Source organism: Mariniflexile sp. HNIBRBA6329 (assembly GCF_043558645.1).
In the GTDB taxonomy this organism is placed as follows: Bacteria; Bacteroidota; Bacteroidia; order Flavobacteriales; family Flavobacteriaceae; genus Mariniflexile.
In genome coordinates, this window is the sequence record NZ_JBIFXS010000008.1 from 1 (window position 1) to 21,659 (window position 21,659).

Genomic DNA, 21,659 nt, shown 5'->3' on the forward strand with positions numbered 1-21,659 from the left:
CAATGATAACATTGTTCAGCTTTAATTTATAAATTTAATCCTTTAATAATCTGTATCGGTTATTTAGGACTAGACAATAATAGGGTTATTTATTTTAAGCTACCAACCATATCTTCCGGTTTTACCCACGCATCATAATCTTCAGCAGTAACATAGCCTAAATTAACAGCTTCTTCTTTTAGGGTAGTACCATTATTATGGGCTGTATTTGCTATTTCAGCAGCTTTATAATAACCAATTTTAGTGTTCAATGCAGTAACCAGCATTAATGAGTTGTTTAATAGCTTTTTAATAACATCGTGGTTTGGTTCAATACCAACAGCACAATGCTCGTTAAAACTAGCGCAAGCGTCACCAATTAATTGTGCCGATTGAATAGCATTTGCAGCCATTACAGGTTTGAATACATTCAGTTCATAATGTCCTTGTAAGCCACCAACAGAAATAGCCACATCATTACCAATTACTTGAGCACAAACCATTGTTAAAGCTTCACATTGCGTTGGGTTTACTTTTCCGGGCATAATAGAACTTCCTGGTTCGTTTGCAGGAATAATAATTTCCCCAATACCACTTCTAGGTCCAGATGCCATCATTCTTACATCGTTTGCGATTTTATTTAAAGAAACAGCTAATTGCTTTAAAGCTCCGTGTGTTTCAACTATAGCATCGTGTGCAGCAAGCGCTTCAAACTTATTTGGAGCTGTAACAAATGGAAGTCCAGTAAATTGGGCTATATATTCAGCAACACGTTTACTATAGCCTTTAGGTGTGTTTAGACCGGTTCCAACGGCCGTTCCTCCTAATGCTAATTCGCTTAAGTGAGGCAATGTGTTTTCTAATGCTTTTAAGCCATAATCCAATTGAGCTACATACCCAGAAAGTTCTTGACCTAAAGTTAATGGTGTCGCATCCATTAAATGTGTACGACCTATTTTTACAACATTTTTAAATGCTTCTGATTTTTTCTTCAATGTATCTCGAAGTTGTTTTACCCCGGGAATGGTAACTTCTACTACTTTTTTGTACACAGCAATGTGCATGCCCGTTGGAAACGTATCGTTAGATGATTGTGATTTGTTAACATCATCATTAGGTTGAATTGCTTTTTCTCCATCACCAATAACTTTACCAGCTAATTGTTGTGCTCTATTAGCAATTACCTCGTTAGCATTCATGTTACTTTGTGTTCCCGAGCCCGTTTGCCAAATTACAAGAGGAAATTGTTCATCGTGCTTTCCTGCTAATATTTCATCGCAAACAGCAGCAATTAAATCGCGTTTTTCAATTGGTAAAACTCCAAGTTCACAATTGGTGTAAGCAGCAGCTTTTTTTAGATAGGCAAACCCGTAAATTATTTCTAAAGGCATAGATGCCGATGGCCCTATTTTAAAATTATTTCTAGAGCGTTCTGTTTGTGCTCCCCAAAGTTTATCGGCAGGTACTTTTACCTCGCCCATGGTATCTTTTTCTATTCTAAAACTCATCGTAAAATGATTTAATTTAAGTTGCAAAGTTAACTGTTTTATGGTTTTTATTAGTAAGTTATTTATTAGTTTTTCCAAGTTTTTTTTAACAGAGTTATAACGCCTTCGTTTTAATTAATTGAATAAAATTAGGTAACTTAGCTTGATATAAAACATTTATTAACTTTACTAAAAATAGTATATAATTATGGCAACAATTAGATTAGGAGATGTTGCTCCAAATTTTACAGCAAAATCTACCGAAGGAGACTTTAATTTTCATGAATGGCTAGGGGATAGTTGGGGAATTTTATTCTCGCATCCAGCAGATTACACGCCGGTTTGTACTACCGAGTTAGGCACTGTAGCAAAATATAAACCAAAATTTGACAAGCGTAACGTAAAAGTAGTTGCATTGAGTGTTGATGGTTTAGAATCTCATAAAGGTTGGGTTAACGATATTAATGAAACACAACATACTACGGTAAATTTTCCAATTATTGCAGATGAAGACAAAAAAGTATCTGAATTATACGATATGATTCATCCAAACGCCAGTGATAAATTTACGGTGCGTTCAGTTTTTGTTATAGGTGATGATAAAAAAGTAAAGTTAATTATAACGTATCCTGCTTCTACAGGGAGAAATTTTGAAGAATTATTACGCGTTATCGATTCTTTACAGTTAACCGCTTACCATAAAGTTGCTACGCCTGCAAACTGGAAAAATGGTGAAGATGTGGTTATTTCGCCAGCAATTACAAATGAGGAAATACCGGCAATGTTTCCAAAAGGGCATAAAGAGATAAAGCCGTATTTGCGGATGACGCCGCAACCTAATTTAGATTAACAACGGGCTGTTAATAATTTTTGGTTTAACTATTGTTTTACAAAAACCGTTGCATTATCTTTGCGAAAGATTTTTTAACAGATACTTACAATTATGTTTGATTTTGACCAATATTTAGGATTTTTAGCTTTTTTAACCATTTTAACAATAGGCTTTTGGTTAATGATTTTCTTATTAACGTTTGTAATTCCTTATTGGATAGGTGGCGCTTTAATTGAAAGATTAAAAGAAATTAGAGAAGAGAAAAAGGCGAAACGTCAAAACTCATAGTTTGCATTATATTTTATAAAAAAAGGGAAACAATTTAATTGTTTCCCTTTTTTTGTGCTTATTAATTTAAACATGAGCGTTATTAGAACTTATGTTTTTATCCTTCAAACTCCATATCTGCACCGCCGTTTTCGCCACCGCGTTGTCTGTCTGGTGATTTTTTTTGTTGTTTAAATCGGTAAATTAAAGATAAATTTATTTGGCGTTGTCTCCATTGAAATTGACTATCTCTTTGAAAAAACTCAGTTGTTGTTATGGAATTATACTTGTTTGAATTAAGTAAGTCTCTTACGTTAAGTGAAATAGTAGCATTATCTTTAAATATATCTTTACTAAATGCTAAATCTAATGAAAACACACCTCTGCTATCACTTTGTGCATCTTGTCTTGCACCTCTATAAAACATATTAGTTTGCCAATCTATTTTAGATGGCAATGTTACTTTGCTGCTTAAACGAGCAAACCAACTATTATTTTTAGCACTATAATCTACACCATTAAACTCACCATCTGTTTCAAACTGAAAAAAGTTAAAACTAGTATTTAGTCTAAGCCATTTTTTTGGATTGTAAAGAATACCAAACTCTGCACCAGTTCTTTTGTTTGTAGATAGGTTTATAGGTATGGTTCTTATAATATCTATACCATCTGATGTTTGCTCACCTGTATTTTCTTGGACACGTTCAAAAGAATCTGTTTCATGCTGGTAATACACAGATGTTGTTAATGTTAGTTTGTCCCATCGTTTTAAATATCCTAAATCAAAAGCACTAGCAAATGCTGGATTTAAATTAGGATTACCTTGAAATACGTTGGTACGACTAGAACGAGAAGGGAATGGGTTAATAAACCAACCGCGTGGTCTATTTATTCTTCTATTGTAACCTAATGTTATGCTTTCTTCACTTTCGCCTTCTTTTCCTAAATTATATATTAAGTTTAAAGTTGGGAATAGGCCTAAATAGTTTTTATTAAAATCAACATCAATAGGAAAACCGAAAGATGCTTCTAATTCTTCATCTGTCAGTGCAGAATCTATGTTTCCTTTTAATTGTGTGTTTTCTAAGCGTAAACCTAAAAGAAACGAGAAATCACCAAACTTTGTTCCGTATTGTGAATAAAATGCATTCACATTTTCTGTGTAGTCAAATATATTAGAAATAGTATCATTTACAACTAAATTACCTGTATTTAGGTCTTCTTGTTCTAAGGTATAATCTTTGATAGTGTTTTCAAAATTACCTCTATAACCTGCTTCAAATCTAGTGTTTTCTCCTATCGGTAAAACATAGTCTACTTGAAATAAAGATTCCTTTTGATCTTGAATTTCTAAAACATTTTCTATTTGAAAAGGCTCAGGATTCGTTTGGTTAGTCGTTATATAATCTTCATTAAAAAAGGTGAATTGTTTTTCATCTCCTTTTTCATATTGAACATCGGCAGTAAGTTCATGACCACTATTATTAAACTTAGTGATGTAATTTAACGCAAATTGATAGTTGTTACCATCTTCACTTTGTCTTTCTGTTCTTAAGGTCTGTTCGACGATGCTGCCACCGTTAAAACGGTTACTATTGTTAAGCGATTTATCCCTGTCTTCACCATATCTGTAAAAAACACTACCTGTTAGCGATGTTTTTGTAGATAGAAAATATTCAATACCTACATTAGCATTATAGTTTCTGTTTAAGCGTTCTACTTTTTGAACCTCTCTAATTCTTTCAAATTCTGGAGCTGAAGTAACACCATTAATAATTCTATCAAAATATTTTGTGTCGTTGATACTATTTCTAGGAGAATCAAAATATCTAAAACCAATATTAGAAAATAAATTGAATTTTTCGGTTCTGTAATTTATGTTTGCTGAAACACCAACATTATCAGGGTTACCAACTGTTATATTTAATGACCCATTGAAACCTAAAGTTTCTTTTTGTCTAAGTATGATGTTAAGAATTCCTGCAGTACCTTCAGCATCGTATCTTGCTGATGGAGAAGTTATTACTTCTACACGTTCAATAGCTTCAGCAGGTAATTGGCTTAATACGTTCGTATCTCCAAAACCAGCCATAGCAGATGGTTTTCCGTTAATTAAAATCTTAACGTTTTCATTTCCTCTTAGGCTTATACCACCGTTAATATCTACTGAAACTGATGGTACATTATTTAGTGCATCGCTTACAGTACCTCCAGCTGTGGTAAGATCTTTACCAATGTTGTATATTTTTTTATCAAGCTTTATTTCAACGGTTGTACGTTCTGCAATAATTTCAACTTCACCCAAAGAAGCAAAATCAATTTCTAAAGGAATAGTGCCTAAATTTACATCAGACACTAACTTCTTATTTGAAATCGTTATTTTTTTATAGGAAATGTATTCAACAGTAATATCGTAAACACCGTCTTCAATTTTTATGCTAAAATTACCATTGGAATCGGTAATACCTCCATCAATTATTTTGTTTTCTTTTTTACTAAAAAATGCTACGGTGGCATATTCTAAAGGTTCTTTGGTGTCCTTATCTATTACTTTTCCAGTAATAGTTAGGTTTTTTTCGGCATTTTCAGGTAGTGCGTATGCAAAAGAAATGAAAGTAAAAAATAAGAAAATGAAGCTTGAAAATTTTGACATAATTACGTTTTGCGAATTAGACTTGCAAAACTAACCATGGTTTAACTCGATTTTGTTAAATAAAAGTTAATTAACTTAAACAAGGTTTTAGGGGGTTTTTAGATGATTTCAGCAATTTTTTCGGTAGGTCTTCCAACAACTGCTTTGTTGCCATTTATAACTATTGGGCGTTCAATAAGTTTAGGGTTTTTAACCATGGCATCAATTATTTCTTCATCGGTTAATATCTTGTTTTTAAAGTCGCTTTTCCAAATGGCTTCGTTTTTTCTAACTAAATCGATGGGTTTTATACCTAAAAGCTTAATGATTTCTTTTAATTCTTTTGCTGATAAATTATCTTCAAGATATTTTACAATTTCGAATGGTTTTCCTGAGTCTTCTAAAAATTCCAATCCGCATCGCGATTTACTGCATCTGTTATTGTGAAGTATTTTTATCATTATAGATGTATATTATAGTTTTTTAATTGTTGAATGAGTTTTTCTGGGTTTTCAAAATGGATACCATTTATTCCCAAAGCATTTGCCGCTTCAATATTTCTTAAGTTATCATCAATAAATATTGATTTTTCAGGAGTAATGTTGAACCTGTTTAAGGTAATATCATAAATGTCTTTGAATGGTTTTCTGGTTTTTTCATCGCTAGAAACCACAATACCTTCAAACCAACTTAAAAACTCAAAACGTTTTTGAGCGATAGGAAAGGTTTCGTTGCTCCAATTGGTTAAAGCTACAACTTTATAGTTTCCAGATTTTATGAGGGTTTCTAAAATTTTTACGGTGCCATCAATAGCACCACCAAGCATGTTTTCCCAATTGCCATAAAATAGTTTAATGTAATTTTCGTGTTCTGGAAATTCATCAATCAAATCTTGAGTAGCTTGAGCCAATGGATAGCCTGCATCTTGATTTTCGTTCCAATCACTTGTACAAATGTTTTCAAAAAACCATTCCATTTTTTTTCTATCGCCACTAAAAGCGTCTAGAAAAACGTACTCAGGATTCCAATCGATTAACACACCTCCAAGATCAAAAATTACGGTATCAATTTGTTTCATAATCCTCACTAAATCCCTCCAAAGGAAGGGCTTTTTCCAAATTTATAAAGTGTTAGTGTCTTCTTGTTTTTGCCCCATCATCATTAAATATGCTTTTAGAAACGGACCAATATTCCCATCCATTACGGCATCAACATTACTGGTTTCATGTCCCGTTCTTACGTCTTTAACCAGTTTATAGGGTTGCATCACGTAATTTCTAATTTGGCTTCCCCATTCAATTTTCATTTTGCTAGCCTCAATATCTTCACGTTGCGCTAATTGCTTTTGAAGCTCAATTTCATATAATTGTGATTTAAGCATTTGAAGTGCTCTAGAGCGGTTATCGTGCTGCGAACGTGTTTCAGAACATTGAATTTGAATCCCTGTTGGTTTATGAAGTAATTGTACTTTGGTTTCAACTTTGTTTACGTTTTGTCCGCCAGCACCACTAGAACGTGCCGTTGTTATTTCAATGTCGGCGGGATTGATTTCAATTTCAATCGTATCATCAACCAACGGGTAAACATAAACAGAAGCAAAACTGGTATGTCTCTTTGCATTGCTGTCAAATGGAGAAATACGCACCAAACGGTGTACGCCATTTTCGCCTTTTAACCAACCAAAAGCAAAATCACCTTCAATTTCTAAAGTTACTGTTTTTATACCAGCAACATCACCTTCTTGAAAGTTGAGTTCTTTTACTTTAAATCCGCTTTTTTCGGCATACATTAGGTACATACGCATAAGCATACTTGCCCAATCGCAACTTTCGGTACCACCAGCACCAGCAGTTATTTGAAGTACAGCGCTCAAACTATCTCCTTCATCAGAAAGCATGTTTTTAAATTCGATGTCTTCCAATAATGTGAATGCTTTATCATATTGCTGTTCAACATCTTCAGGAGTAGCATCACCTTCTTTATAAAATTCATAAAGTACCTCTAAATCTTCGGTAAGTGTTTTGGCTTTATTGTAGTCTTCAACCCATTTTTTAGTCACACGAAGCGATTTCATAATAGCTTCGGCAGCTTTGGCATCGTTCCAAAAATTGGGGTCAAAAGTTTTTTCTTCTTCGTTTTGTATTTCAATAAGTTTTCTATCTACGTCAAAGATAGTGCCTAAGTTTGTCTAGGCGGGTATTAAGATTTTTGATTTGATCTGAAGTAATCATAGCTCATTATTATTTTGAACAAAAATAGGATTTATAGTAGGAGCAGAAAACAATTCTTAAATATAATTTTATAGCTTTACTTATATTTTTTAGATATGACAATAGACTTAAGAAGCGATACCGTTACAAAACCATCAAAAGCCATGTTAGAGGCCATGATGCATGCTAAAGTGGGTGATGATGTTTTTAGGGAAGACGAAACCGTGAATCAACTGGAAACACATATTGCCAAAATGTTTGGTAAACAAACGGCATTGTTTTTTCCCAGCGGCACGATGGCAAACCAAACGGCAATAAAATTGCATACAAGCCCAGGCGATCAGGTAATTTGTGATAAATATGCCCATATTTATAATTATGAATCAGGAGGTGCTGCGTTTAATAGTGGTGTGTCCTGTAAGTTGATTGATGGAGAAAGAGGGATGTTTACAGCGCAACAGGTTTTGGATGTTATAAATCCGGAAGCATATTATTACAGTCCGTCGCGTTTGGTTGAAATTGAAAATACAGCCAATAGAGGTGGAGGTTCTTGTTGGGATTTTAATGAAATCCTAAAAATAAAAAATGTTTGTGTTGAAAATAAATTAGGGTTTCATTTAGATGGGGCTCGATTATGGAATGCGTTGGTTGAAAAAAATGAAACTACTGAGCAATATGGTAAAGTTTTCGATACCATTTCGGTGTGTTTCAGTAAAGGTTTGGGTTGTCCTGTAGGTTCAGTTTTGGTGGGCGATGAAACTATTATGAAAAATGCCATCAGAATCCGAAAAGTTTTTGGTGGTAACATGCGGCAGGCTGGGTATTTAGCTGCTGCCGCACTTTATGCTTTAGATAGCAATATAGATAGATTGGTTGACGATCATAACAAAGCTAGGGAAATAGGGCAGATGCTTTCTGAATTATCTATTATAAAAACTGTTGAACCTATTGAAACCAATATTGTTATTTTTGAATTGAATACAGATGTTAATGAAAAAGCATTCATTCGAAAACTCTCAGAAAAAAATGTTCATATTATAGGTATGGGTACCAATAAACTGCGCATCGTTACACATTTAGATTATACCGATGCCATGCATGAAAAATTTCTAGAAATTCTGAAAAACCTAATTGTCTAAACCGTCTAAAACTCTAAGAAGACTACTTAAACATATCCAAACCCGGAATATTTGGCATGCCTTCTTTTGCAACGGCAGCAAGTTCCGTTTCATTTACGTTAGTAGCCTTTTCGATTGCTTTATTCAAAGTCAAAATTAAGTAGTCTTCAAGTTGTTCTTTATCTTCAAGCAAACTTTCATCAATATCAATGGATTTAATGGTTCTGTTGGCAGTTAATGTAATTTTAAGTTTATTGTCGTTGCTTTTTTCATCAATTAAAACAGTATCTAAACGCTTTTTTGTTTCTTCAACTTTTCGCTGGGTTTCTTTAAGTTTCCCCATCATATTCATCATATCTCCAAACATAATTTTATAATTTATAATTTACCACAAAGCTATTTAATTTTTATATTTTTGCAGCCCTAATTTAAGAATAAATATGTCTTTAAAATCCATGGTTCAAATACCTCAAGCAATAAAGAAAACAAAAAAACTAACAAAGCATAAAGATGTTAGGATTGACAACTATTATTGGTTAAATGATAGGGAAAACCCAGAAGTGATTGATTATCTGAATACTGAAAACGCTTATACAAAATACGTTATGCAACATACTGAAGCCTTTCAAAAAGCATTATTTGAAGAAATGAAAGGTAGAATTAAGGAAGATGACACCTCGGTTCCTTACAAATTAAATGGTTATTGGTATATAACTCGTTATGAAAAAGGGCAAGATTACCCAGTATACACGCGTAAAAAAGACAGTTTGGAAGCGCCAGAGGAAATTCTTTTTGATTGTAACAACATGGCAAAAGACTTTGCTTTTTTTAACTTAGGAAGCATGTCTATAAGTCCTGACAATACCATGGCTAGTTTTGCAGTTGATACTGTTGGAAGAAGGCAATATACCATTCAAATTAAAAATTTGGTTACAGGTGAAATTTACCCAGATAAAATTTTAAATACCACAAGCAGTTCTACTTGGGCTAATGATAACAAAACCTTGTTTTATTGTATGAAGGATGAAGTTACCCTTCGTTCACATAAAATATTCAAACACAAATTACATACTGATACTAACGAAGATACAGAGGTTTTTCATGAAGCCGATGAGACGTTTAACACGTTTGTGTATAAATCAAAGTCAAAAAAATATATCATTATAGGCTCATCTAGTACAGTTTCTTCAGAATACAGAATTTTAAATGCAGATACACCCGATGGCGATTTCAAGATATTTCAAAAAAGAAAACGTGACTTGGAATACAGTATTGCGCATTATGAAAATAGCTTCTATATCATTTCAAACTGTAATGGGGCAACAAACTTTAAATTATTAAAGACAAACGAACTTACAACAGAAAAGAAATATTGGGAAGATGTTATTCCGCACCGAAAAGAAGTTTTATTGGAAGATATCGAGATTTTTAAAGATTATTTGGTTGTGAATGAACGTGAAAACGGACTAAACAATCTTAGAATTATAAGCTGGAATGGGGCAGAAGACTACTATTTGCCTTTTGAAAGTGAAACTTACACTACTTATATAGGTAATAATCCTGATTTTGATAGTAACGTGTTGCGTTATTCATACAATTCACTTACCTCGCCAAGTTCGGTTATTGACTATAATTTTAAAACGAAACAAAGCGAAATTAAAAAAGAACAAGTAGTTTTAGGAGGTAAATTCAAAAAAGAAAATTACGAATCGAAACGAGTTTGGGCAACAGCACGCGATGGTGTAAAAGTGCCTATGTCTTTGGTTTATAAAAAAGGTATAAAATTAGATGGTAATAATCCATTATTGCAATATGCCTACGGTTCGTATGGTTCAACTATAGATCCGTCTTTTTCAAGCATCCGATTAAGCTTGCTAGATCGTGGGTTTATTTACACCATTGCACACATTCGTGGTGGAGAATATTTAGGTCGAGATTGGTACGAAAACGGAAAACTTCTAAATAAATTAAACACGTTTTATGATTTTATTGATTGTTCTAAATATTTAATCGAACAAAAATATACGTCGCCAAATCATCTGTATGCTTATGGAGGTTCCGCAGGAGGTTTATTAATGGGTGCGGTTATTAATATGAATCCTGAATTGTACCATGGGGTTCTTGCAGCAGTTCCCTTTGTAGATGTAGTAACCACTATGCTTGATGATACTATTCCTTTAACAACCGGCGAATACGATGAATGGGGAAATCCTAACGAATTGGAGTATTATAATTATATGAAATCCTATTCACCATACGATAATGTTGAACCTAAAAACTATCCTAATATGTTGGTTACAACTGGTTTGCACGACTCTCAAGTCCAATATTGGGAACCAGCTAAATGGGTTGCAAAGCTTAGAGAATTAAAAACGGATACTAATAAATTACTATTGCATACCGATATGGATGCGGGGCATGGTGGGGCTTCAGGGCGTTTTGAAAGCTTAAAGGAAGTGGCTTTGGAATATGCCTTTTTGTTAGATTTGGAAGGAATTCATGGTTAATAAAAAAAAAAGTTTTACTTTTGTCAGGTTTTAAGTTACAAATATTTTCACTAATATTACAGTAACTTCCCTAAAAGGCATTTATGAGACACAGAAATCAAGTTTTTGATAATGTATTAGACTTAGTAGGCAATACACCGCTTATTAAACTTAATAAAGTCGCTTCAAAATTCAAAGGAAAGTTTTACGCAAAAGTAGAATCTTTCAATCCAGGACAATCTTCCAAAGATAGAATCGCAACATACATTATAGAGGAAGCAGAGCGAAAAGGTATTTTAACTCCAGGTTCTACTATAATAGAAACGACCTCTGGTAATACAGGTTTTAGTATTGCTATGGTAAGTATCATTAAAGGGTATGATTGTGTGCTGGCGGTAAGTTCTAAATCTTCGGCTGATAAGATAGATATGTTAAGAACTATGGGAGCAAAGGTGTATGTGTGTCCAGCGCATGTAAGTGCCGATGATCCTAGATCGTATTATCAAGTTGCAAAACGATTGCATGAAGAGATGAAAGGATCTGTATACATCAATCAGTATTTCAACGAGCTGAATATAGATGCCCATTATAAATCTACAGGTCCAGAAATTTGGAAACAAACCGAAGGTAAAATTACACACCTTATTGCATGTAGCGGCACTGGTGGTACTATTTCTGGAACTGCAAAATATTTAAAAGAACAAAATCCTAATATTAAAGTTATTGGTGTTGATGCCTTTGGTTCGGTTATTAAAAAATATCATGAAACCAGAGAATTTGACGAAAAAGAAATTTATCCATACAGAATTGAAGGTTTAGGTAAAAATTTAATCCCTTCGGCTACAGATTTTGATGTTATTGATGAGTTTGTTAAGGTTACCGATGAAGAAAGTGCGCACACTGCTAGATTATTAGCAAGAACCGAAGGACTTTTTGTAGGTTATACATCTGGTGCTGCAACCCAAGCACTTAGACAACTTGGTGAACAAGACGTGTTTAAAGAAGATGATTATGTTGTAGTGATTTTTCCAGATCACGGCTCCCGTTATATGAGTAAAGTATATAGCGATAAATGGATGCAAGAACAAGGTTTCTTTGATAGTATGAACGAAGCCGCAGTACAAAAAATCGAGTACATAAAATAATAAAATCGAGTACATAATTAAGAGGTAACATTTGTTTTGTAACAAAAAGTTATCTCTTTTTTTATTTTATAAATAATTGAACACTAAAAATTATGTACAAACAATATAAATATTTAATTTTGCACGAACTAACTAAGAACTAAAAAGCTATAGAAGAATTTGTTTAAACACTTTAATAGGTGTTTTTTGAATTTTTTAAACTACTTCAAGTTAATAGTTAAGTCTTAATTTTAATAGCAATAAGATTTATAATAAATGAAAGATTTATTTGAGAAGATTTATAAAGACAAAGGTCCGTTAGGAAAATGGGCGTCTCAAGCTGAAGGGTATTTTGTGTTTCCAAAACTAGAAGGAAATATATCTAACAGGATGAAATTTCAAGGAAAAGACGTTATTACTTGGAGTATAAATGATTATTTAGGATTGGCGAACCATCCTGAAGTTAGAAAGGTAGATGGAGAAGCTGGTGTAGCATACGGTTCTGCGTATCCTATGGGAGCTAGAATGATGTCTGGTCATACCGATTTGCATGAAACACTTCAAAATGAATTAGCTGAGTTTGTTGGTAAAGAAGCCGCTTACTTATTGAATTTTGGTTACCAAGGAATGGTTTCTACCATTGATGCCTTAGTTTCGAAAGATGATATTATCGTTTATGATGTAGATGCGCACGCTTGTATTATTGATGGTGTACGTTTGCACATGGGGAAACGTTTTACTTACAAACACAACGATATTGTAAGTTTAGAGAAAAATCTTGATAGAGCTACTAAAATGGCAGAACAAACAGGCGGAGGGATTCTTGTAATTTCTGAAGGTGTTTTTGGAATGCGAGGAGAACAAGGTAGACTTAAAGAAATTGCTGCTCTTAAAAAGAAATATAATTTCAGGTTTTTAGTAGATGATGCACATGGTTTTGGAACCTTAGGCGCTACTGGTGCTGGTGCTGGTGAGGAGCAAGGTGTTCAAGATGATATAGATGTGTATTTTGCTACGTTTGCCAAATCTATGGCTGGGACAGGGGCGTTTATTGCAGGTGATAAAGAAATAATGGATTATTTAAAATATAATCTGCGTTCGCAAATGTTTGCAAAATCGTTACAAATGCAATTGGTTGTTGGGGCAAGAAAGCGTTTAGAGATGCTTAAAACCATGCCGGAACTAAAAAACAAGCTTTGGGAAAATACAAATGCTTTACAATCTGGACTTAAAGACAGAGGTTTTGATATTGGAACAACACAAAGCTGCGTAACTCCAGTGTATTTAAAAGGAAGTATTCCAGAAGCAATGGCTTTGGTGAAAGATTTGCGTGAAAATTTTGGAATATTCTGTTCTATAGTAGTTTATCCTGTAATACCTAAAGGATTAATTTTACTAAGGTTAATACCTACAGCTACACACACATTAGAAGATGTTAATATTACATTAGATGCTTTTGATGCTATTAGAACACGTTTAGAAAACGGAACTTACCAACGCTTATCCGCTGCTGTTATGGCTGCAATGGGTGAGTAGTTGATAAACATACTGTAAAAAAAAGAGCTTCGTTTGAAGCTCTTTTTTTTTTATAAATCTTTCCTAAATGTCTTTCGGCGTCTATAAACTTCAGGGTTAAAATGTTTCCATATTTGGTGAATAGCATAATTATCTTCTAACTCGGGAGTTCGAATACAGGTTTCAATACCTTTTTCTTTAAATGTATTGTAATATTCGTTAAAAATAACGGCATGCACACCTTTGTTTTGATATTCTGGATGAATACCTATTAAATAGAAAATTACTTCTTTGCTATGCTTTTTTGCGTGCAAAACATGTCTGAATCCAAAAGGAAAAAGTTTTCCTTTCATTTTTTGTAACGCTTTGGAAAATGCCGGCATTACTATGGCAAAACCAATAAGTTTATCATCTTTATCTACAACAAACTTAATATATTCAGGGTTTATAAAACTGATGAATTTCTTTTTAAAATAAGCTTTTTGAATATCTGTAATAGCGACGAAAGATGATAATGAAGCATAACTTTCATTAAATAAATCAAACATTTTATCGGCATAAGGCATAACTTCTTTAGTTTTTGTAAACTTTAATGCTTTAAGCTGATAGCGTTTCTTTATAAGTTCTTGCGCTTTAAAAAAGAATTCTGGTTTTACATTTTCAAAAGGAAACCTGCTTTCAGAATACGATTTTTCTATAGCATAACCCGCATGTTCGTAATGTTTTGCATAATAAGGAAAATTGTACCAAGTAACCATAGGAGCAATGGTATCAAAACCTTCGGTAACAACACCTACTTTATCTAAGTTTGAAAACCCTACAGGACCTTCGGTAAATTCCAGCCCATGTTCTTTTCCTATGGTTTCTACTTGATTGAAAAGTGCTTGAGAAACTTCTAAATCATCAATAAAATCAAACCAACCGAAGCGCATCTTTTTTACACCTTGTTTTTCAACCTCTAATGAATTTATAATAGCCGCTACACGACCCACAATTTCATCATCTTTAAGGGCTAAAAATAATTTAGCTTCAGCATCATTAAAAACAGGGTTTTCTTTTTTGTTGAAGGTTTTTAGTTCTTCACTAATAATAGGGGGAACCCAGTATTTTGAGTCTTTATATAGTTTGAATGGAAATTTTACAAAAGCCTTTAAATCGCTTTTTGATTTTACTTCTTTTATTGAAATCATTTAGTAATGTCGTAAATCTTTTTAGTTGAAATTTTGATCTTTTCGTTTTTGTTTCTTGTTATACTCTTCTATAACGTCGGTTGTTTTTTTAGACTTGTTTTTTCTTCTTTCTCCTTCGTCTTTAGCAGAAGTACCATTGTCTATTTCTTTGTCTTTATGGAAATCCAATCGATATGACATGCCAAAATTAATGCCAAAAACCGATGGTGTGTCTTTTGTGTTGAATGTTACTGCGGTATCTAACTGAAAATCTTTACTCCATAAATACCCGCCTCCAAGTCTAAATAAATTATCGGCATAAAAATCACTTTTAATACCCTGTGTCTCACCGAATATGGCCCATTTAGGACTGAAGGAGTGCGTTAAAGTTAAAATATACTGGAAGTCCGATTGGTCGGTTCCAATTCTATCTTTAATAAAATTCATAACAAATACCCAACCGCCATTAAAATTATGTTGGGTTGCTATCATTACTTTTGGACTAAAACCTTCAATGCCCTGAGCTGTGTAAGGATTGTTTTCTGTGTCGTAATTTGCACCTGCATAAATTGATACTGCGGGAATTAACGTCTTCCATTTAAAGCGATGGTTTGCTTTCCAACTATATAAATTTGGCTTTTCGTTTTCAGAATTTTTATAGGGATCGTACACCAAATATTTTGCACCAACGGTTAAAAATTTAAAATTGGCACGTTTGTCTTCTGCCAAGATATTAGATGTATAAGTTTTGGTATCGCTTTGAAAAGAGCCTTCAACATTAAGCTCTAATTGTTCCCACAACAAACCATATCTTGCAGCAAAATCAACACCAAAACCATCAATATCATAGCTAGTAGCAGGGGTTCTTTTTTCTTTTATCATATAAGGACCAACTTCAAATTGAACAACATTAGTACCAACGGAATAGGCACTTCTAGAGACACCCGGTCTATTGGAATTTATAACATCGGTGTATTGCGAAAAGGCTTGAGTGGTTATTAAACTTAGTAAAAAAAATAAGGTAGGTTTGATTGGGTTCATAATGATGATTTTAGTTGTTGTAAAATATTTTATTTACTGATGATTAAAAAAATACTTACTTAAGGCTTTTCAAATATAGATATTTTATACTTTTTTTATCATTTTTGAACGTTTTTTAAGCGTATAGAATTGTATTTTTGTTAAAAATTATTTTTTATGTTACAACAAGCATCTGTAACTGGTTTTGTGAGAACCATATTAATTATACTTCTTATTTATTATGGATTAAAGATTCTTTCAAGACTTTTTGCACCTTTACTTTTAAAATATATAGCTAAAAAAGCCGAAGAAAAATTTGGAGGTCAATTTCAGCAGAGACCCCAGCAGCAACAGCCAAAAAAAGAAGGTGAAGTGACCATTGATAAAATTCCAAATACTAAAACTTCAAATAAAGATGTTGGTGAATATGTGGATTATGAAGAAATTGACTAATTTCACAACATTCTTTTTAATATAATTTCATGCAGTTTTCAATAAAAAAGCTACTTCCTCATATTCTAGTTATTCTGGGATTTGTTATTATTTCATTAGCATATTTTAATCCTGTTTTACAAGGAAAACAAATTTTTCAAAGCGATATCATGCAATATATTGGCATGAGCAAGCAGCAAAACGATTTTAGGGAAGCCACTGGTGAAGAAACCTATTGGACCAATAGTGCCTTTGCAGGTATGCCAACCTATCAATTAGGAGCAAAATATCCCCACAATTATATTAAAAAATTAGATTCTGTATTGCGGTTTTTGCCACGACCTGCCGATTATTTGTTTCTATATTTCCTAAGCTTTTATGTGCTTTTATTAGTAATGAAAGTCGATTTTAAATTAGCAACGCTTGGCGCACTGGCTTTTGGTTTTTCAACCTATTTGATAATAATTTTGGGCGTAGGGCACAATAGTAAAGCGCATGCTATTGCTTATATGCCATTGGTTTTAAGTGGTATTCTACTAACCTTTCAAAAACGTTATGTGGCAGGGTTTTTACTCACCGCTGTTGCCATGGGACTCGAAATGGTGGCAAACCATTTTCAAATGACTTACTATTTAATGTTATTGGTTCTCGTTTTAGGCATTGCGTATTTAATTGATGCTTATAAAAAGAAAGAACTGCCTCATTTTTTTAAAACCGTTGGTATTTTAGTAGGGGCTGTAGTTTTGGCAATAGCGTTAAACGCAACAAATGTATTGGCAACCCAAGAATACGTTAAAGAAAGTACACGAGGAAAAAGTGAATTAACCATTAACCCAGACGGTTCGCCCAAAGAAGCTACTTCAGGGTTGGATAGAGACTATATTACTCAATTTAGCTATGGATTTGCTGAAACCTTTAACTTGTTCATTCCTCGCTTTATGGGTGGTGGTAATGGTGAAGATGTTGGTAAAGACTCTGCAACTTACGAAGCTTTTAGAAAATTAGGCGCTACCACAACCCAAGCGGCCCAAGAAGCGAAACGCGCACCCATGTATTGGGGCGACCAACCTATTGTGGAAGCTCCGGCATATATTGGAGCTGTGGTTCTGTTTTTATTTGTATTTGCTTTGTTTTTAGTGAAAGGACGCCTAAAATGGTGGCTTGTTGGAGGAACAGTTCTTTCTTGGATTTTGTCATTAGGCAAAAATTGGCTTTTTTTAACGAATCCTCAACCGGATAGTAACCCAATTACTAATTTCTTTATTGATTTTGTTCCGTTTTACAATAAATTTAGAGCCGTAACATCCATTCAAGTTATATTAGAGTTATGTATTCCTGTATTGGCAATTTTCGGTTTGGTAAGATTGTTTAATGATTTTGAAAAGAAAGAAGAAAAACTAAAGGCTTTAAAATATTCGGCTATTATAACAGGAGGGCTGGCACTAATATTTTTATTGTTTAAATCATCCTTGTTTGATTTTGTTGGCGTGAACGATGGTTTTTATCGCCAAAATTACGGTGATGCTTTTGTTGATGCTTTAAAAAAAGATCGAAAATCCATTTTCACAACAGATACGTTAAGAACCCTGATTTTAGTGTTGCTTTCAGCAGGTGCTATTTATATGTATTTACAGGATAAACTGAAAGAAAAATGGGTAGTGGTAGCTTTTGGAATCCTTATTTTATTCGATTTGGTAGGTGTAGATAGACGCTATGTGAATAATGATGATTTTGTTTCGGCTATCGAGGTAAACAAACCTTTTGAAGCTACCGAGGTTGACAATTACATATTACAAGATAAAGGCTATTACCGCGTGTTCGATTTGGTTGGAGGGGCTGCAAAACCTTCTTATTTTCATAATTCATTGAACGGCTATAACGCTGCAGAATTAAAACGATACAGTGAACTGTTCGATTTTTATGTTGCTAAGAATAACATAAACGTGCTTAGTATGCTTAACACAAAGTATCTTATCGCACAAGATAACGAAGGGAATTTGTTTCCATATGAAAACGATCAAGCCAATGGACATGCGTGGTTTGTTAAGGAGCTAAAACAAGTAAGTTCTTCAAATGAAGAAATTAAAGCCTTGGATAGTTTAGATAATAAGAACAAGGCCGTTTACAATGCAACGGTTTACAAAAATTTGAAAAACAATTATAAAGTTGATTCTTTAGCGACTATAAAACTTGTTTCCTATAAACCAAATTATTTAAAATACGAAACCAATAATACAAACGATGGTTTTGCTGTGTTTTCTGAAATTTATTATGGTAATGGTTGGAAAACGTTTATAGATGGAAAGGGTGCAACGCATATGCGTGTCAATTACACTTTAAGAGGTATGGAAATTCCAGCAGGTAAGCACACTGTTGAGTTTAAATTTGATCCCGATGTTGTTAAAACAGGTAGCGGGATTGCTTTAGCTAGTTCTATTTTACTTGGGTTATTATTGTTAGGTGGTTTGTTTTACGAATTCAAAAAGAAATAGATTGTCATTCCTGCGAAGACAGGAATCCATTAGAATGTTATTATTTATTATTAGATTCCTGATTTCGCAGGAATGACAAAAATGAACAAGAAAAAAGTACTCATCATTACCTATTATTGGCCACCTGCAGGAGGTCCAGGAGTACAGCGTTGGTTAAAATTTGTAAAATATTTACCAGATTTCAATATAGAACCTATTGTTTACATTCCTGAGAATCCTAATTATCCTATTGTTGATGCTAATTTAAATACAGAGGTTGCAAGCAATCTTACCATTTTAAAGCAACCCATAAACGAACCTTATAAGTTAGCGGGGTTATTTTCAAAAAAAACATCAAAAACCATTAGTAAAGGCATTATTTCTGAAAAGAAAACCCAAAGTTTTATTGAAAAAGTCATGCTTTATATTCGAGGGAATTATTTCATTCCCGATGCCCGTAAGGCTTGGGTAAAACCATCGGTAGCATTTCTTTCAGAATATATTTCAAAAGAAAACATAGAAACCATTGTTACTACAGGGCCACCACATAGTTTGCATTTAATTGGTTTACAATTAAAAGAACAACTAGGAGTGAAGTGGATAACCGATTTTAGAGACCCGTGGACTACCATTGGGTACCATAAAGAGCTCATGCTTACCGAGGCTTCAAAAGCAAAACATAAGGCTTTAGAAAAGCAGGTTTTAAATACTGCCGACCAACTTATTGTTACCAGTTTTGTTACTAAAAAAGAGTTTCAGCAATTAACAAATAAGCCTATTGAAGTTATTACAAATGGCTATGATTACGAAGCTGTTGCACCGTTTGAAATGGATTCAAAATTTACTTTGTCGCACATAGGTTCATTATTATCAAAAAGAAATCCAGAAATTTTATGGCGCGTATTAGGTGATTTAATAGCTGAAAATGAATCTTTTTCAAAAGATTTTCAACTTAATTTTATTGGATTTGTAAGTGATGATGTGCTTCATTCTGTTAAAAAATATAATTTAAGTGACTGTATAAATAACATAGGTTATGTATCACACAAAGAAGCAATTGTGTTTCAAAAAAAATCACAAATTTTATTGTTGATTGAAATAGATTCAGAGGACACCAAGTGTATTATTCCTGGGAAATTATTTGAATATATGGTTTCTAACAGACCCATTATTGCTATAGGTCCAAACGATTCAGATGTCGAAAAAATAATAAAAGAAACCAATACGGGACACTACTTTAATTATCAGGATTATGATTCTTTAAAAACTGTTATCTTAGAGCATTATAAATTATATCAAGAAAATGCTTTACAAGTATATCCAATTGGATTGCAAAAATACAGCCGGAAGTCACTTACTGAAGCATTGTCGAAATTAATATAAATGGGTATTGTAACATCACAATCGTTTAAAAACACCGTTTCAACCTATCTAGGTTTTGGTATTGGTGCACTTAACACCTTGTTTTTGTACACCTATTTTATTTCCGATGTTTATTATGGCTTGGTGGCCTTTATATTATCTACAGCCAATATTGTGATGCCCTTAATGGCTTTTGGAGCACATAATACCATTATAAAATTCTATTCAACTTTTAAAACTAAAAATTCCCTAAACAGTTTTTTAACCTTGATGCTGTTTTTGCCTTTAGCCATGATTATTCCTATTGGTTTCATAGGTTGTTTTACTTATGAAGCTATTGGTGAGTTGTTGTCGCAAAAAAATGAGATTGTAAAAGGTTATGTATGGTACATTTTTGTTTCGGCACTAGCCATGGCCTATTTTGAAGTGTTTTTTGCATGGTCTAAAACGCAATTACAAACGGTGTTTGGTAATTTTATGAAAGAAGTATTTCATAGAGTAGGTGTGATGCTTTTATTGTTTGCAGTGTATTTCGAATGGCTTGATGTAGAACAATTTGTTGTTGGTGTGGTTTGGGTTTACATTATTAGAATGATTATCATGAAATTGTACGCCTTCACAATCAAATTTCCGGTGTTGAAGTTTTACAGAATTGAAGGGTTGGGTGCTATTTTAAAATATGCATCGCTCATTATTATAGCCGGTTCTGTTGCCACTATTATTTTGGATATCGATTCGTTTATGTTGGGCATGTATATCCCAATTCAAGAAGTGGCTTATTATGGGGTTGCTATTTATATTGCTACGGTTATTGTGGTGCCATCACGCTCTATGCAACAAATTCTTCAGCCATTAACAGCACAATATTTAAACGATAAAAATAAAGTAGCGCTTAACGATTTATATGTAAGAAGCTCGCAAACCCTGTTTATTATAGGAGGGTTCATTTTTCTTATTATTATCATTAATATCAATACGTTGTACCTTTTAATTCCCAAGGAGTTTAGTGGTGGCTTATTGGTGGTTTTTTTAGTGGGAATTGCCAAACTTTACGATTGTTTGATGGGTTGTAACAATGTGGTATTGTTTAATAGTGATTATTACAGAATGGTGCTGTTATTTGGTGTTATTTTAACGGTGTTGACCATATTTCTAAACATTTTATTTATTCCCATGTTTGGTATTAATGGGTCGGCTTTTGCAACTTTTTTAGCTGTGTGTGTTTATAATACTATTAAAATTTATTTTGTTAAAGTGAAGTTTAATATGATGCCTTTCAACAAAGACACCGCTAAGGTTTTAGGGTTGATAGTGCTGAGTGTTTTACTTTTTTACTTTTGGGAATTTCCTTTTCATCCTATCATAAATATCGCTTTAAAATCGATATTAGCAACAATACTTTATGTTCTAATTATTTTGAGGATGAATGTTTCAGAAGATATTTCGGTGGTTATAAAAAAGTATTTGAGATTTCTTAATTAGCTGAGATTCCTGCGTGCGTAGTTACATAAAACAGAAACCCCCACAATGTTGCTTTGAGGCAAACTTATTGCAG

The 21,659-nt window shown here is 33.3% G+C and carries 18 protein-coding genes; 10 read left to right on the forward strand and 8 right to left on the reverse strand.

All coding sequences use genetic code 11. From position 1 onward, the window contains the following. Positions 1 to 89: 89 nt before the first annotated feature. Positions 90 to 1,487, reverse strand: a complete 1,398-nt coding sequence (gene fumC, locus ACGK9U_RS10265) for a class II fumarate hydratase (RefSeq protein ID WP_394466285.1) — start codon at positions 1,485 to 1,487, stop codon at positions 90 to 92. Between the two features lie 187 nt (positions 1,488 to 1,674). Here fumC and ACGK9U_RS10270 point away from each other — a divergent pair, with 187 nt between their 5' ends. Both ACGK9U_RS10270 and ACGK9U_RS10275 read left to right on the forward strand, forming a co-directional pair. Next, positions 1,675 to 2,316 (forward strand): peroxiredoxin, encoded by a 642-nt coding sequence (locus ACGK9U_RS10270; RefSeq protein WP_394466286.1) that lies wholly within the window; start codon positions 1,675 to 1,677, stop codon positions 2,314 to 2,316. 93 nt (positions 2,317 to 2,409) lie between these two features. After that, the gene (locus tag ACGK9U_RS10275) at positions 2,410 to 2,586 is read left to right on the forward strand and encodes a hypothetical protein (RefSeq protein ID WP_394466287.1); all 177 of its coding nucleotides are present in this window, start codon (positions 2,410 to 2,412) and stop codon (positions 2,584 to 2,586) included. Between the two features lie 97 nt (positions 2,587 to 2,683). On the opposite strand, the gene ACGK9U_RS10280 is transcribed toward ACGK9U_RS10275, so the two are convergent. The 4 genes from ACGK9U_RS10280 to prfB form a co-directional block, all read right to left on the reverse strand. Further along, on the reverse strand, positions 2,684 to 5,218 hold the full coding sequence (locus ACGK9U_RS10280) for a TonB-dependent receptor domain-containing protein (RefSeq protein WP_394466288.1): 2,535 nt from the start codon (positions 5,216 to 5,218) through the stop codon (positions 2,684 to 2,686). A 98-nt stretch (positions 5,219 to 5,316) separates the two neighbouring features. Further along, positions 5,317 to 5,658, reverse strand: coding sequence for an arsenate reductase (glutaredoxin) (gene arsC / locus ACGK9U_RS10285; RefSeq protein WP_394466289.1), 342 nt, complete (start codon positions 5,656 to 5,658; stop codon positions 5,317 to 5,319). After that, entirely contained in the window at positions 5,658 to 6,275 is a 618-nt protein-coding gene (locus tag ACGK9U_RS10290; RefSeq protein ID WP_394466290.1) for an HAD family hydrolase, read from the reverse strand. Before ACGK9U_RS10290 ends, arsC begins: the two co-directional genes overlap by 1 nt. A gap of 42 nt (positions 6,276 to 6,317) precedes the next feature. Then, positions 6,318 to 7,428, reverse strand: a protein-coding gene (gene prfB / locus ACGK9U_RS10295) for a peptide chain release factor 2 (protein ID WP_394466291.1) whose coding sequence is annotated in 2 segments (ribosomal slippage) — positions 6,318 to 7,364 and positions 7,366 to 7,428 — 1,110 coding nt in all. Because the reading frame shifts where the segments join, the coding sequence is not laid out codon by codon here. 95 nt (positions 7,429 to 7,523) lie between these two features. Here prfB and ACGK9U_RS10300 point away from each other — a divergent pair. Continuing rightward, positions 7,524 to 8,546: a threonine aldolase family protein gene (locus tag ACGK9U_RS10300; RefSeq protein WP_394466292.1), complete on the forward strand. Its 1,023-nt coding sequence runs from the start codon at positions 7,524 to 7,526 to the stop codon at positions 8,544 to 8,546. A gap of 22 nt (positions 8,547 to 8,568) precedes the next feature. On the opposite strand, the gene ACGK9U_RS10305 is transcribed toward ACGK9U_RS10300, so the two are convergent. Beyond that, a complete protein-coding gene (locus ACGK9U_RS10305; RefSeq protein ID WP_394466293.1) occupies positions 8,569 to 8,892 on the reverse strand; it encodes a YbaB/EbfC family nucleoid-associated protein in 324 nt (107 codons plus the stop codon). Positions 8,893 to 8,965: 73 nt separating this feature from the next. Here ACGK9U_RS10305 and ACGK9U_RS10310 point away from each other — a divergent pair, with 73 nt between their 5' ends. The 3 genes from ACGK9U_RS10310 to ACGK9U_RS10320 all read left to right on the forward strand — a co-directional run bounded on the left by ACGK9U_RS10310 (position 8,966) and on the right by ACGK9U_RS10320 (position 13,671). Continuing rightward, positions 8,966 to 11,032, forward strand: coding sequence for a S9 family peptidase (locus tag ACGK9U_RS10310; RefSeq protein ID WP_394466294.1), 2,067 nt, complete (start codon positions 8,966 to 8,968; stop codon positions 11,030 to 11,032). Between the two features lie 83 nt (positions 11,033 to 11,115). Then, entirely contained in the window at positions 11,116 to 12,156 is a 1,041-nt protein-coding gene (locus tag ACGK9U_RS10315; RefSeq protein ID WP_394466295.1) for a PLP-dependent cysteine synthase family protein, read from the forward strand. A gap of 255 nt (positions 12,157 to 12,411) precedes the next feature. Then, positions 12,412 to 13,671, forward strand: a complete 1,260-nt coding sequence (locus ACGK9U_RS10320; protein WP_394466296.1) for an aminotransferase class I/II-fold pyridoxal phosphate-dependent enzyme — start codon at positions 12,412 to 12,414, stop codon at positions 13,669 to 13,671. 50 nt (positions 13,672 to 13,721) lie between these two features. Here the strand turns inward: ACGK9U_RS10320 and ACGK9U_RS10325 are convergent, their stop codons facing one another. Together ACGK9U_RS10325 and ACGK9U_RS10330 are read right to left on the reverse strand one after the other, a co-directional pair. Continuing rightward, positions 13,722 to 14,840, reverse strand: coding sequence for a GTP cyclohydrolase (locus ACGK9U_RS10325; protein ID WP_394466297.1), 1,119 nt, complete (start codon positions 14,838 to 14,840; stop codon positions 13,722 to 13,724). Between the two features lie 21 nt (positions 14,841 to 14,861). Further along, a complete protein-coding gene (locus ACGK9U_RS10330) occupies positions 14,862 to 15,860 on the reverse strand; it encodes a transporter (protein ID WP_394466298.1) in 999 nt (332 codons plus the stop codon). 156 nt (positions 15,861 to 16,016) lie between these two features. Between ACGK9U_RS10330 and ACGK9U_RS10335 the strand changes: the two genes are divergently transcribed. From ACGK9U_RS10335 to ACGK9U_RS10350, 4 genes are all read left to right on the forward strand, one after another. Further along, entirely contained in the window at positions 16,017 to 16,292 is a 276-nt protein-coding gene (locus ACGK9U_RS10335; RefSeq protein WP_394466299.1) for a DUF4834 family protein, read from the forward strand. Between the two features lie 29 nt (positions 16,293 to 16,321). After that, positions 16,322 to 18,763: a YfhO family protein gene (locus ACGK9U_RS10340; protein ID WP_394466300.1), complete on the forward strand. Its 2,442-nt coding sequence runs from the start codon at positions 16,322 to 16,324 to the stop codon at positions 18,761 to 18,763. 81 nt (positions 18,764 to 18,844) lie between these two features. Beyond that, entirely contained in the window at positions 18,845 to 20,125 is a 1,281-nt protein-coding gene (locus ACGK9U_RS10345) for a glycosyltransferase (RefSeq protein ID WP_394466301.1), read from the forward strand. After that, positions 20,126 to 21,586: a polysaccharide biosynthesis C-terminal domain-containing protein gene (locus ACGK9U_RS10350; RefSeq protein WP_394466302.1), complete on the forward strand. Its 1,461-nt coding sequence runs from the start codon at positions 20,126 to 20,128 to the stop codon at positions 21,584 to 21,586. Positions 21,587 to 21,659: the final 73 nt, after the last annotated feature.

Coding starts and splice junctions, on each gene's coding strand:
- ACGK9U_RS10310 (WP_394466294.1), top strand. CDS start 8,966: ATGTCTTTAAAATCCATGGTTCAAATACCTCAAGCAATAAAGAAAACA.
- ACGK9U_RS10335 (WP_394466299.1), top strand. CDS start 16,017: ATGTTACAACAAGCATCTGTAACTGGTTTTGTGAGAACCATATTAATT.
- ACGK9U_RS10315 (WP_394466295.1), top strand. CDS start 11,116: ATGAGACACAGAAATCAAGTTTTTGATAATGTATTAGACTTAGTAGGC.
- ACGK9U_RS10305 (WP_394466293.1), bottom strand. CDS start 8,892: ATGTTTGGAGATATGATGAATATGATGGGGAAACTTAAAGAAACCCAG.
- ACGK9U_RS10320 (WP_394466296.1), top strand. CDS start 12,412: ATGAAAGATTTATTTGAGAAGATTTATAAAGACAAAGGTCCGTTAGGA.
- ACGK9U_RS10290 (WP_394466290.1), bottom strand. CDS start 6,275: ATGAAACAAATTGATACCGTAATTTTTGATCTTGGAGGTGTGTTAATC.
- ACGK9U_RS10345 (WP_394466301.1), top strand. CDS start 18,845: ATGAACAAGAAAAAAGTACTCATCATTACCTATTATTGGCCACCTGCA.
- arsC (WP_394466289.1), bottom strand. CDS start 5,658: ATGATAAAAATACTTCACAATAACAGATGCAGTAAATCGCGATGCGGA.
- ACGK9U_RS10325 (WP_394466297.1), bottom strand. CDS start 14,840: ATGATTTCAATAAAAGAAGTAAAATCAAAAAGCGATTTAAAGGCTTTT.
- ACGK9U_RS10270 (WP_394466286.1), top strand. CDS start 1,675: ATGGCAACAATTAGATTAGGAGATGTTGCTCCAAATTTTACAGCAAAA.
- ACGK9U_RS10350 (WP_394466302.1), top strand. CDS start 20,126: ATGGGTATTGTAACATCACAATCGTTTAAAAACACCGTTTCAACCTAT.
- ACGK9U_RS10340 (WP_394466300.1), top strand. CDS start 16,322: ATGCAGTTTTCAATAAAAAAGCTACTTCCTCATATTCTAGTTATTCTG.
- ACGK9U_RS10330 (WP_394466298.1), bottom strand. CDS start 15,860: ATGAACCCAATCAAACCTACCTTATTTTTTTTACTAAGTTTAATAACC.
- fumC (WP_394466285.1), bottom strand. CDS start 1,487: ATGAGTTTTAGAATAGAAAAAGATACCATGGGCGAGGTAAAAGTACCT.
- ACGK9U_RS10300 (WP_394466292.1), top strand. CDS start 7,524: ATGACAATAGACTTAAGAAGCGATACCGTTACAAAACCATCAAAAGCC.
- ACGK9U_RS10280 (WP_394466288.1), bottom strand. CDS start 5,218: ATGTCAAAATTTTCAAGCTTCATTTTCTTATTTTTTACTTTCATTTCT.
- ACGK9U_RS10275 (WP_394466287.1), top strand. CDS start 2,410: ATGTTTGATTTTGACCAATATTTAGGATTTTTAGCTTTTTTAACCATT.